The sequence below is a fragment of the Salipaludibacillus daqingensis genome, from assembly GCF_029891575.1.
Taxonomy (GTDB): Bacteria; Bacillota; Bacilli; order Bacillales; family Salisediminibacteriaceae; genus Salipaludibacillus; species Salipaludibacillus daqingensis.
This window is the reverse complement of sequence record NZ_JARZHF010000003.1, coordinates 74934-87891: the sequence shown is the minus strand read 5'-3', so window position 1 is coordinate 87891 and position 12958 is coordinate 74934. Positions and strand designations below refer to the sequence as shown.

The following is a 12958-nucleotide window of genomic DNA, read 5'->3' as shown; positions in this document are numbered from 1 at the left end:
CTGTCGTTTTTTTATAGTTTTTTAGAGGAGTGCACTGTTTCTCCTCATCAACTCTAATCGTCTCTCATATTTCAGTCATATTTAGTGAAATATAGAAACATTTCCTCTTCCGTCTGAAAAAATAATGTTTTCAGAAAACTCATTGCGTTGATGTGCTAAAATCGTTATGATAGGACTTATAGCTTTTATCTTTCCGAAGAATAATAGGGGAATGAAATAAGTAAACTTGTGAGGGAAAGGATGAATATAATGGGTGAGAAAAAAGATTTGCGTATTAACAGTAAAGTGATAAGTGAAGGTGTGAACAGGATGCCAAACCGTTCGATGCTTCGAGCAGTTGGGTTTACTGATGAAGATTTCAAGAAGCCGATGATTGGGATTGCTAGCACGTGGAGTGAGGTTACGCCATGTAATGTACATATTGATGAGTTGGCACGTCAAGCTAAAAGTGGCGCGACAGATGGCGGAGGCGCCCCAATGATTTTCAATACGATCATGGTTGCGGATGGTATTGCAATGGGACACGAAGGTATGAACTATTCGTTACCAAGTCGCGAAGTCATTGCGGACTCTATTGAGACAGTAATGGGTGGGGAAGCGCTTGATGGAATGGTTGCAATCGGTGCCTGTGATAAAACAACTCCTGGATGTCTCATTTCTATGGGACGATTGAATGTACCGTCCGTTTACGTGTATGGCGGAACGATTCAACCAGGGAAGTTAGATGGACGAGACATTGATATCGTATCTTCCTTTGAAGCGGTTGGACAGCATCAGCAAGGATCCATTGATGACGAGCAGCTTCATAAAGTAGAATGCTCTGCTTGTCCTGGGCCTGGAGCATGCGGAGGAATGTATACAGCGAATACGATGGCAGCAGCTGTGGAAGCGCTCGGAATGAGTATTCCAGGGTCTTCCTCTACACCTGCCATTGATGATTATAAAAATCAAGAATGTCGTCAAGCAGGTGATTTAGTCGTTCGACTTCTTGAAAAAGATATCCGTCCTCGTGACATCATGACAAAAGAAGCGTTTGAAAATGCGATTACAGTCGTCATGGCACTTGGTGGATCTACGAACGCATTTTTACACTTATTAGCGATGGCACATTCTGCGGAAGTGGATTTAAGCCTTGATGATTTTGAACGAGTTCGTCAAGACGTTCCTCACCTCGCAGATTTGAAGCCAAGCGGTAAGTATGTCATGCAAGATTTATTCGAAGTAGGTGGCGTTCCTGCTGTCATGAAACTTCTTCATGAACAAGGATTGTTGCACGGGGACTGCTTAACGGTGACTGGTAAAACGATTGCGGAAAACTTAGCAGAGGTGCCATCCTTAAAAGAAGGACAAGTGGTCATCAAACCATTTGATGAACCAATCAAGCCAAACGGTCCTCTCGTTGTTTTACGAGGAAATCTTGCTCCAGATGGTGCGGTTGCTAAAATGTCTGGACAGAAAATCAGTCGTTTTGAAGGAATTGCTAAAGTGTACGATAGCGAAGCGGAAGCAACAGTGGCAATCGAGGCGAGAGAAATTGTTGAAGGAGATGTTCTGGTCGTTCGTCATGTTGGTCCAAAAGGTGGACCCGGAATGCCAGAAATGCTGTCGATCACGGCAATGATTGTTGGTCAAGGACTTAACGGAAAAGTAGCTCTCATGACGGACGGACGTTTCTCAGGTGGATCTCACGGATTTGTTATTGGCCACGTGGCTCCTGAAGCATTTGTTGGAGGCCCTATCGGTTTACTGCAAAACGGAGATAAAGTGACGATCGATAGTGGAACACAAGAAATCAATATGCATGTAAGCGATGAAGAACTCGCTCGCAGAAAAGCGGAGTGGAAGCAGCCTGCTTTGAAATATAAGCGAGGTATTCTTGCTAAATATGCGAAGCTTGTTGGTTCATCAGCAAAAGGTGCGGTAACAGACGATAATTTAGAATAACAACGATTGACCGAGCACAGCCGAAATGAGGTTGTGCTTTTTTTAATGCGTTTTTTGAGAGTTTAAAATATGACCAAAACGTGAAAAAACCTGATTCGGTGATACACATCACATCAGGCACTCCTTCCCCATGATATCCTTTCATTGAAAACAATTATCAATTAGTCTATTAGGAAAGATCATCCGAATAAAGAGGTGATGACAACATGAAAGCACTTCATTTAGAAAAATCCGTTTATGAGTTGTGTTCAGAATATCCCGATTTAGTTCATGCGATGCGAGAAATAGGATTCGTTAATATAACGAAACAAGGCATGCTTCAGTCTGTCGGACGGATGATGACGATTCCCAAAGGATGTAGGGCTATGGAGATGTCGCTTGATCAAGTGTGTGAACAACTAAAGCAACATGGATTTAAAACGATCAAATAGAGGAGGAAATATAATGAGTGAAATGATTAATAACCGCGAAATGGATACGGCTGAAAAATCTGAGAGGCAAGCATTATTGAAAGATATTATTAAAGAATTACATGAAGGAAAAAGCGTCGAGGACGTTCGAGCAAGGTTCGAAAATGCGATTGACAAAATTAGTGTCAGTGAAATTTCACAAATGGAGCAATCGTTAATGGAAGAAGAAGGAATATCAGTGGATGAAGTTCAGCGTCTCTGTTCCGTTCATACAGCCGTTTTCAAAGGGTCAATCGAAGAAATTCATGGATCATCCAATGATCCCCAACACCGTCCTGGGCATCCTGTTCACACGTTTTTTCAAGAAAATAAAGCGATTGATCACCATGTGAACTTTAAATTAGCTTTACACCGTGATCAATTTGCAAAAGATGCATCGGGAGAAACTGCCTCAAAAATTCTTGCAGATGTGACAGCATTGCTAGAACTTGATAACCACTACAGTCGAAAAGAGAATTTATTATTTCCCTACTTAGAGAAATACGGAATTTTTGGACCAACGAAAGTAATGTGGGGTGTGGATGACCGAATTCGTGCAACGATAAAAGAGCTAAGGCTTCAGTTGAACGAAGATTCTTGGAAAAAAGAAGATGTCATGGAATCACTCAATGAAATCGTCAATGAAGTATCAGAAATGATTTATAAAGAGGAAAACATTCTTTTTCCAATGGCATTAGAAAAATTAACAGAAGATGAGTGGTTGAAGATTGAAAGAGAAGGAGACGTCATCGGTTACACGTTTATTGAGTCACCTGAACCTTGGCAGCCAGAGCGCGCAGATTTGAAGGATGAGGGAGCTTTTATGAAAGAAGGGATTATACAGTTAGAGACAGGGATCTTAGAAGTGCAACAATTAGAATTGATGATGAATCACCTCCCAGTTGATATTACTTTCATCGATGAAAACGATGTCGTTCGGTATTTTTCACATGGTAAAGAACGAATATTTCACCGCACAAAATCGATTATCGGTCGCACAGTGCAAAACTGTCATCCACCGCAAAGTTCTCATATTGTGAACGCTCTTCTGGACGATTTCAAGTCTGGAAAAAAAGATGTAGAGGATTTTTGGATCCCGTTTAAAGATAAGTACGTGTTGATTAGGTACTTTGCCGTTCGCAACAAACAAGGAGAATACAAAGGGACAGTAGAATTCACGCAAAATATTAAATCTATCCAAGAGATTACTGGCGAAAAGCGATTGATGTCTTAAGCTAATCTGAAAATAAAAAAGTGATATAAGATCTCCACACTTTTTCAGGATCCATTAACAAAAATCTTATTTTCTTAAAGGATTTCAAGGTTCCGTTATAGAAGTTCCTTTTTCAGAGTTATTGTAAGCAACCGGAAAAGAGGGATTTATATGAAATCAATGGCCGTATTTTGTGGATCGAGCGAAGGACATGATCCTATTTATATGGAAAAGGCAAAGGAATTTGGAACAGCTTTAGCTGAAGAAGGCTGGCAACTCGTATACGGTGGAGCGCGGGTTGGATGCATGGGTGCAATGGCAGATGCTGTGCTTGAAGCTGGAGGCGAAGTGATTGGCGTTATGCCTGAAAAGTTAATGGAAAACGAGCGGGCACATGAACATCTAACAACGCTTCATACGGTTCAAACGATACATGAGCGGAAAGCAATGATGATGGAATTGTCAGATGGATTAGTCGCATTTCCTGGGGGAACCGGGACGTTAGAAGAGTGGTTTGAAGCTTTCACATGGGGAATAGTTGGCTTTCACTCAAAACCTTGTGGGGTGCTTAACATTAATGGATATTACGGACCATTGATAAGCTTATTGGATCATATGGTGGCCGAAGGATTTGCTTCTGAAGCAGCAATGAAACAAATCGTTACATCAACAGAACCAAGGGAATTCATTGAAAAAATGAATGGATTTATAAAAAAATAGAGTTGGAATGTTTAACAGATATCTCCAGATTGGAGCGATTCACTGTCAACCTTCGATTATGATGACGAACACAAAGTTATTAGCTAAAGAATGTTTTGACAATCGTTTTAGCTTCATGCTACAATTCTCTCAACTTCATATTTTAATCACTTATCGTGAGCGGTGGAGGGACTGGCCCTGTGAAACCCAGCAACCCGTGAAAAAGAATATTTTCTTTTTTGCAAGGTGCTAATTCCTGCGAAGGATTCTTATTGAATGCTTTGGGAGATGAGGACGACACGTTTTGCAGATCAGAAGCAAATCGGTTCATACTTAACTAATACACTCCCTTACATTTCATGTAGGGGAGTTTTTGTATTTATCGCCCGCCGAAAAAGAACAAAGTTTTGAACAAAATTATGTAATAAATGATTAAAATCAAAAAAGTATTTGACGAATACTTTGAATCGTGATAATATTCATACTAATCAAAACAAAGTAATTCGACTTTTTTACTCGGATTAACCAAAATTGCATATTGCAACAAAAACTCTTATCTAGAGTGGCGGAGGGACTGGCCCTATGAAGCCCGGCAACCAACGTAAGTGATTCAGCTCGCTAAACGAAGTAGTAGCGAACTTTATCAACGACACGTAAGGTGCCAATTCCATCAAAGTGGATACAAACTTTGAAAGATGAGAGAGACTATTCTGCCAATAGGTGTATTTTCGTCTCTCTGTCTTTCTAAGACAGAGAGATTTTTTATTTTTCTAGTAATTTGTATGGATGAATGGCAGAAATTTTCATTTGCGCGTGCTTTTTATTGATTTACGCGCGGATTCAATCATTATACGCGCGAAAATAAACGACTTGCGCGTGGGATCAAGCTATTCACGCGCGCACCGTCCAAAAAATGGAAATTATCAACCGGTATTTCTATTAAACCAAGTTTTCCGATATAAAAACTAAGGAGGAATCATTCATGAGTCAAGAAAAATCATTTCAAACGTACAATCCTGAAACAGTCATCTTACACGGGGGACAGTCACCGGATCCTACAACAGGTTCTAGAGCGGTTCCTATTTATCAAACAACATCGTATGTGTTCCACGATACAGAACACGCAGAAAGCTTATTCTCACTAGATGAACCAGGGAATATTTATAGCCGAATTGGAAATCCGACAGTCGATGTTCTAGAAAAACGACTTGCCCTATTGGAAGAAGGTGTTGCTGCAGTGGCAACATCCTCAGGAATGGCAGCCATTTCCCTTTCGATCTTAAATGTTGCAAGTGCTGGAGACGAAATTGTTGCAGCGACAAACCTCTATGGAGGTACATACAATTTATTCGCCGTGACGTTACCGCGATATGGCATAAACGTTCGATTTGTTGATCCGGCCGACCCGAACAATTTCAAAGAAGCAATCAATGAAAAAACGAAAGCCGTTTTTGCTGAGACGATTGGGAATCCAAGCCTTCACGTGTTGGATATTGAAGCGGTCGCCGATGTGGCCCACGAAGCAGGTATCCCATTAATTGTTGATAATACATTTGCTACACCGTATGTGTGCAAGCCGATTGAGCATGGAGCGGATATTGTTGTCCATTCAGCGACAAAATGGATTGGCGGTCACGGAACATCAGTTGGAGGCATTGTTATTGACGGGGGAAGATTTAATTGGCAGTCCGAAAAATTTCCTGGATTCAATGAACCAGATCCAAGTTATAACGGCATTGTTTATGCCAAGGATTTTGGAACGTTAGCATTCAGCATGAAGTATCGAGTTCAACTACTAAGAGACTTCGGACCATGTTTAAGTCCATATAATGCATTCCAACTCATTCAAGGGTTAGAGACATTACACCTTCGTATCGTTCGTCACAATGAAAATACGTTGAAGTTAGCAAAAGCACTGGAAAACCATCCAGCGGTTGATTGGGTATCTTATCCTGGTTTAGAAAGTCATCCGTCTCACGAACATGCTACTCGATTTTTAAATAATGGTTACGGAGCGGTGTTGAACTTTGGGATTAAAGGCGGAAGAGAAGCCGGGAGGAAATTGATTAATGCTGTATCACTCTGGTCTCACCTTGCTAATGTGGGTGACGCGAAAAGTTTGATCATCCATCCGGCATCTACGACTCATCAACAGCTTTCCAAAGATGAGTTAACAAAAACAGGTGTTTACGAAGATCTTGTGCGTTTATCGGTTGGAATTGAACATGTAGATGATTTGCTGAAAGATTTGGAACAGGCGTTGCAAGTAGCAACAGGTATTGGCGAAGCAGTAGCGGATAACACTGTGATCAATGATGAAGGTGTCATTCGCTGGGCTTTATCGAATGCAAACAATACAGATGAGGAAGTGCCAAGGTTAAAAACGATTGCTGTTGTTGGTCTTAGTGGGAAAGAGTCTCGACCGAGTCACCGATTGGCGAGAAAAATGCAGAGGCTAGGTTACAAAATTATTCCGGTCAATCCTAGAGAAACAGAAATATTAGGTGAAAAAGCGTACCCTGATTTGACATCTGTTGAAGGTCCGATAGACATTGTTCAAGTGTTCCGTAGCCCGGAAGCTGCGATTGAAATCGCAAGAGAAGCAGCAAAAGTACAGCCGAAAATATTCTGGCTTCAAGAAGGCGTCATTTCTGAAAAAGCAGCAGTCATTGCAAAAGAGGCAGGACTTGAAGTCATTCATAATCGCTGCACGTATAAAGAAGCACAACGATTAAGGGGATCAATTTCAACATTCGCTTGTGAGATTTAATAGATTATCTAACCTGAGCGGAGAGAGTTTCACCTTATTAACCTCCCACTCCGCGGAGGAATCAGCAAGCCTTCAATTTAGTCGATGTCTAGAGAACAAACATAAATAACTTACCCCTTGTCAGAGCAGTCATTTTACTCTGACAAGGAGGAAAAAACGAAGTGGAGAGATGACTTATGACAAACAAAAAAATTATTACAGCGATTCTGTTATCGATGAGCATGATTTTGATTTTTTCCGCTTGCTCTTCGCAATCAGATGCCGGGTCATCGTCTGCACCAGATACGATTACCGTGGATTATGCTTACTATTCACCGACAAGCCTTGTTTTGAAAGAATTTGGCTTTCTAGAAGAAATATTTGAAGAAGAAGGAACAGAAATTGAGTACGTGTTAAGCCAGGGGAGTAACCGCGCACTTGAGTTTTTATCAGGAGGAAGTGTCGATTTCGGTTCTACTGCTGGAGCTGCTGCATTGATGGCGAAAGGAAATAACGCACCAATTAAAAATGTGTACGTCTATTCTCAGCCGGAATGGACGGCGCTCGTAACAGATGAAGACAGTGAGATTGAAAATGTAGAAGATTTAGCTGGCAAAAAAGTAGCGGCAACGTTAGGAACAGATCCTTATATATTTTTAGTAAGAGCGTTAAATGAAGCTGGTTTATCTGAAGATGATTTGGAGATTGTTAACTTACAGCATAGTGATGGTGCAAATGCCTTGGCTTCCGGTCAAGTAGATGCATGGGCAGGGTTAGATCCTCATATGGCTCGCCAAGAACTAGAAACAGGTGCAGAGCTTTTTTACAGAAATACATCGTTTAATACGTATGGATTTCTAAATGTTCGCGAGGCGTTTGCTGATGAATATCCTGAAGCGGTAGCAAAGGTCATCGAAGCATATGAAAAAGCGAGAGTATGGGTAGAAGAGAATCCAGAAGAAACGATTGAAATTATGGTACAAGAAGCACAGATTGATTCAGAAGTAGCAGAACTTCAACTAGAAAGAAATAATTTCGATCAACCAATTCCAGGAGAAGAACACCGAAATAGTTTAATTGAAGCAGGCTTGGTGCTTCAAGAGTCAGGAAACATGGAAGAAGACTTGGACATAGAAGAGCTCGTCAATGATTTAATCGATCCATCGTATGCGGAAGACGTCATCAATTAATTTTTTAGAAAAGGGGAGGACTTACGATCATGGCCATTTCTCAAGGACAGCACGTTGAAAAGAAACCAATTTTCGAGACGACAAAAGGAAAGCAAAAGAAGGTAGGGAAAACGATGCCGTCCGTGTTTGGTCACGTCGGTCTTTCCCTTGTTCTTCCGGTATTACTGATTCTTCTTTGGGAAGGGGTCACTCGCTTTCAAATAGTAGAAACACACTTATTACCAGCACCAACGGTCATTGTTGAAACAATTGCAGATTGGGCAGTCGATGGTAGTTTATGGCAACACGGAGGGATCACACTCTATCGAATCTTTTGGGGATTCATTTGGGGTTCTCTCGCTGCTGTTGCATTAGGATCGCTTGTCGGCATGTCCAACAAAGCAGAAACGATGTTTGATCCACTCATTCAAGCGTTTCGCGCAATCCCGTCGTTAGCATGGGTACCATTGTTTATTTTGTGGTTAGGAATTGGCGAACCTTCGAAAGTTACACTCATTTCTGTAGGCGTATTTTTTCCTGTGTACCTCAACGTCGTTGGCGGGATTCAATCGGTTGATCGAAAATTGATTGAAGTAGGAAAAGCTTATGGACTTTCATCGTTTCAGCTTGTGAGACGAATCATCTTGCCTGCATCGATGCCTTCGTTTTTGGTCGGATTAAGAAGTGGACTCGGATTAGGGTGGATGTTTGTCGTTGCGGCAGAATTGATGGGTGCAAGCCAAGGTTTAGGGTACTTACTAATTCTAGGTCAAAACACGCTTCAACCAGAAGTGATTCTTGCAAGTATCGTCCTATTTGCTATTTTAGGAAAAATCACAGATTACGGTTTGAAAAAAATACAAAGTCGTGTTCTTCATTGGCAAGACCGCATCGATAGTTCCAAAGGATGACGAAAGGAGACGAGATAAATGAGTATAGAAGTGAGTAACGTAAGTCGTCGTTTTAAAGGGGAAACAGCTGTAAATAACGTTTCGTTTCAAGCGGAAAAAGGGGAAATCGTCGGTCTCCTTGGAACGAGTGGGTGTGGTAAGAGCACGATTTTACGAGCGATTGCAGGTCTTGATAATGGGTATGAAGGGACAATCTCCGTAAATGGTAATCCAAAACGAGGGACCTCAAAGGAATTGGGCGTGATTTTTCAAGAGCCGCGGTTAATGCCTTGGTTAACGGTCGTCGATAATGTGTGCTTTGGGTTAGCTGGAACGAAGGCTGAAAATCAAATAAAAGCAAAGAAACTACTTAAGGTTGTAGGATTAGAAGGGTTTGAAAACTACTATCCGAAACAATTATCAGGAGGGATGGCACAACGAACGGCTATCGCTAGAGCACTTGTAACAGAACCGGATACGCTGTTGTTAGATGAACCGTTCAGTGCATTAGATGCCTTTACGAAACTACAGTTGCAAGATATGGTCCTGGATTTATGGGATAGTTATCAACCGACAATGATCATCGTTACACACGACATCGATGAAGCGTTGTCCCTATGCGATCGCGTTGTCATTCTAAAAGGACAACCAGGAGAGTTGTATAAAAATGTGCAATTGAACCAACCGAAACCACGGTCAAAAGCTGATCCGGAATTGGCTAAAATCAAGGAAGAGATCCTATATAGTTTAGGGCTAAGTAGAAATACGAACGAGAAAATCGCAAAGGAGGCGTAGAAAATGTCCACACGAAATGATGAAAGCTCAAAGAGAGAAGCGATCTTATTTCCTAATGAAAACGACTCTGCGCTTCACCAACTGAAAGATTATCAAAAAACGAAAGCACATTTTCAATGGGCCGAAGCAGTCAATGGATTAACAGAGGCAAGTCAAGGTCGTTGGAATGCTGCTTATGAATGTATAGACCGTCATGTTGAACAAGGTTATGGAGACAAAAAAGCACTTCTTTTTACCGATGGGGAGACCGAAAGAACATTTACGTTCTCAGAAGTGAAAGCAGTGACAGATCAATATGCACACGTTTTGAAAAACCAAGGAATTCAAATTGGTGATCGCGTGTTTATTTTTTTACCGAAATCACCTGAATGTTACTTTGCTATTTTAGCGACGATCAAAGTGGGAGCGATAGCGGGGCCGCTGTTTGAAGCGTTTATGGAAGATGCTGTTCGCGATCGCATGCAAGACTGCGAGGCACAATACTTAATTACAGATGAAAACTTGGCCAAAAGAGTCCCGTTCGAAGATATCCCTTCCCTCAAATACACGTGGGAGATCAGCGATTTAGAAGCGAGTGGAAAAGAGTATATCGATGACCCCTCTCCTATTGAATGGTTAGAGGAAGAAGATGGGATGCTCATCCATTATACGTCAGGCTCTACTGGGAAACCAAAAGGCGTGTTGCATGCCCAACGATCCATTTCCCATCAATATATTTCGGGGAAATGGGTGCTAGATATTACTGATGAGGACGTCTATTGGTGCACTTCTCACCCTGGGTGGGTGACTGGAAGTGTATATGGTGTTTTCGCTCCTTGGTTAAATCGTGCAACGGTTGTGATTCATGGAGGAAGGTTTAGTCCAAAAACGTGGTATGAATTAATCGAACGATTCGGTGTGACGATTTGGTATAGTGCGCCAACGGCCTATCGTATGTTAATGAGTGAAGGAGAACTGCACCGACACTATAACCTTCAGTCGCTTCGGCATATGCTTAGTGTTGGAGAACCACTCAATCCAGAAGTGATCTATTGGGCGAAAGAGGCATTTAATGTCCGGATTCATGATACGTGGTGGATGACAGAAACAGGTGGTCACTTGATCGTGAACTTGCCTTCACAACCAATTAAACCCGGCTCAATGGGCCGAGCATTTCCAGGAATTGAAGTGGGGATTCTCAATGAAGCGAACGAACTCGTTTCGGCTGGAGATATCGGAAAACTAGCAGTTAAAGCACCATGGCCAGGACTAATGAAAGAAATATGGAAAAATCGAGAAAAGTACGATTCATATTTTACGGACAACGGTTGGTATTTATCTGGAGACATGGCTTATCAAGATGAGGAAGGATATGTTTTTTTCCAAGGTCGTGATGATGATCTCATTCAAACGGCTGGCGAACAAGTAGGTCCATTTGAAGTTGAAAGTAAACTAATTGAACACCCAGCCGTATCAGAAGCCGGAGTGGTAGGTAAAAAGGATGAAATAAGAGGTGAAATTATAAAAGCATTTATTACTTTAAACAAAGGTTTTGTTCATTCTGAATCATTAACGGAAGACATTCGTATTTTTGTGAAAACGAAACTCGCCGCTCACGCAGCACCGAGAGAAATTGAAGTGGTAGAAGAGCTTCCAAAAACAAAAATTAGCGGTAAAATATTACGAAGAGTTCTGAAAAAACAAGAAGAGGAAAATGTGAAAAAGAAAATCAAGGATGTGTCAGCATGAGTGGAAAAAAGAAAAATATTGGTATCATCGGATATGGAACAGTCGGAAGTGGTGTATATGAAACGTTACAGCATAAGCGAGAAAAGATTGAAAAGCTAATTGATGGGGCTTTTAACATCTCAGTCGTACTAGTGAAAAATAGTCATAAAGAGCGAAACATCGGTTTAGACACAGATGTAACAAACTCTTTTGAAACTTTCATACAAAAAGGGTTGGATACTGTTGTGGAAGCTTCTCCAGATGCAGAAACGGCTTATCCGTATGTAAAGCAGTTATTACAAAAAGGAATCACCGTGGTCACGGCAAACAAGGAATTGGTCGCAAAACATGGGGAAGAATTATTGAACTTAGCTGATACGAATGACTGTCGCTTATATTATGAAGCGGCCGTAGCAGGAGGAATTCCCATTTTAACTAGCTTGAGGCATACATTGAAAACAAATGATGTGGAGCAAGTGGAAGGAATCGTGAACGGGACATCAAACTTTATTTTAACAAAAATGCGAGAAGAAGGAACAGCATTTCAAGATGCATTAAAAGAAGCGCAGGAAAATGGCTATGCAGAAGCGGTTCCTGATAAAGATATTGATGGCTGGGACGCATTTTATAAAACAACGATTTTAAGCCACTGGATATACGGAAAAGCCCCTTCATGGTCGCATGATAAACCACAAGGGGTGCGAGGAATCGATACGAGAGACTTACTCATAGCAAGTGAATTTAGTGGACGTATCAAGCACATTGCTTCATTAGAAAAAGTTTCTTCTAAGGTTATTGCTTCGGTTCGACCACGATTTGTCCTAAACACTCACCCTCTCTATGGAGTGGAAGGTGTAAACAATGGGATTCATGTCAAAGGAAACATAGTTGGTTCCTTGTTATTCCAAGGAGCAGGTGCTGGAAAGTTTCCAACTGCTAGTGCTGTTGTGGAAGAGTTGATCAACGATTGGACAAAGACGAGTGAAAAAAATCCATTCCGTTCTTCTAGAGAAACGGAACAAAGGATAGTAAGGGAAGATCAATTACAAGAGTATGAAACGGGTGAAGGTTCATCACTTTGGCTCATAACAGGAAAGGAGTTAGGGTTGCAGTTAGAGAATCAAAATGTTGTTGAAAAAGTGACGCAAATTAAAAAGATAGAAGGAAGAGAAGCGGTAATTGCTAAAGGGGTTGAAAACAAGGTCATCGAAGTGATGTCCGCCCTTAACGATACGGTTTCATTTTACCCAGTATCAGGAAATGAAAACGAGATAAGGCTTCTTTCTTATGCTAAAAATCGTTCTGCTTCATGAATTGTTTGGAATAGGTTCCAACTTAATATA

Annotated in this window: 10 protein-coding genes and 2 riboswitches; all 10 genes read left to right on the top strand. The window is 41.3% G+C overall.

What is annotated here, in order from left to right; all coding sequences use genetic code 11:
• The first annotated feature begins 249 nt into the window (after window positions 1-249).
• The 10 genes from ilvD to QDN89_RS07255 all read left to right on the top strand — a co-directional run bounded on the left by ilvD (window position 250) and on the right by QDN89_RS07255 (window position 12928).
• Window positions 250-1944, top strand: a complete 1695-nt coding sequence (ilvD, locus tag QDN89_RS07300) for a dihydroxy-acid dehydratase (protein ID WP_280769454.1) — start codon at window positions 250-252, stop codon at window positions 1942-1944.
• A 206-nt stretch (window positions 1945-2150) separates the two neighbouring features.
• Window positions 2151-2375 (top strand): DUF1858 domain-containing protein, encoded by a 225-nt coding sequence (locus tag QDN89_RS07295; RefSeq protein WP_280769453.1) that lies wholly within the window; start codon window positions 2151-2153, stop codon window positions 2373-2375.
• A gap of 13 nt (window positions 2376-2388) precedes the next feature.
• Window positions 2389-3627 carry a DUF438 domain-containing protein gene (locus QDN89_RS07290; protein ID WP_280769452.1) on the top strand — a complete coding sequence of 413 codons (1239 nt, stop codon included), beginning with the start codon at window positions 2389-2391 and terminating at the stop codon, window positions 3625-3627.
• A 150-nt stretch (window positions 3628-3777) separates the two neighbouring features.
• Window positions 3778-4326, top strand: a complete 549-nt coding sequence (locus tag QDN89_RS07285; protein WP_280769451.1) for an LOG family protein — start codon at window positions 3778-3780, stop codon at window positions 4324-4326.
• A gap of 147 nt (window positions 4327-4473) precedes the next feature.
• Window positions 4474-4600, top strand: a riboswitch (SAM riboswitch).
• Window positions 4601-4855: 255 nt separating this feature from the next.
• Window positions 4856-5007: riboswitch (SAM riboswitch) on the top strand.
• Window positions 5008-5287: 280 nt separating this feature from the next.
• Window positions 5288-7075, top strand: coding sequence for a PLP-dependent aspartate aminotransferase family protein (locus QDN89_RS07280; RefSeq protein WP_280769450.1), 1788 nt, complete (start codon window positions 5288-5290; stop codon window positions 7073-7075).
• 176 nt (window positions 7076-7251) lie between these two features.
• Entirely contained in the window at window positions 7252-8244 is a 993-nt protein-coding gene (locus tag QDN89_RS07275) for an aliphatic sulfonate ABC transporter substrate-binding protein (protein WP_280769449.1), read from the top strand.
• A gap of 29 nt (window positions 8245-8273) precedes the next feature.
• Window positions 8274-9134, top strand: a complete 861-nt coding sequence (locus tag QDN89_RS07270; RefSeq protein WP_425335380.1) for an ABC transporter permease — start codon at window positions 8274-8276, stop codon at window positions 9132-9134.
• A gap of 18 nt (window positions 9135-9152) precedes the next feature.
• Window positions 9153-9908 (top strand): ABC transporter ATP-binding protein, encoded by a 756-nt coding sequence (locus QDN89_RS07265; RefSeq protein WP_280769448.1) that lies wholly within the window; start codon window positions 9153-9155, stop codon window positions 9906-9908.
• Between the two features lie 3 nt (window positions 9909-9911).
• Complete coding sequence (gene acsA, locus QDN89_RS07260) at window positions 9912-11636, top strand: acetate--CoA ligase (protein WP_280769447.1); 1725 nt, start codon at window positions 9912-9914, stop codon at window positions 11634-11636.
• Window positions 11633-12928: a homoserine dehydrogenase gene (locus QDN89_RS07255; RefSeq protein WP_280769446.1), complete on the top strand. Its 1296-nt coding sequence runs from the start codon at window positions 11633-11635 to the stop codon at window positions 12926-12928. Before acsA ends, QDN89_RS07255 begins: the two co-directional genes overlap by 4 nt.
• Window positions 12929-12958: the final 30 nt, after the last annotated feature.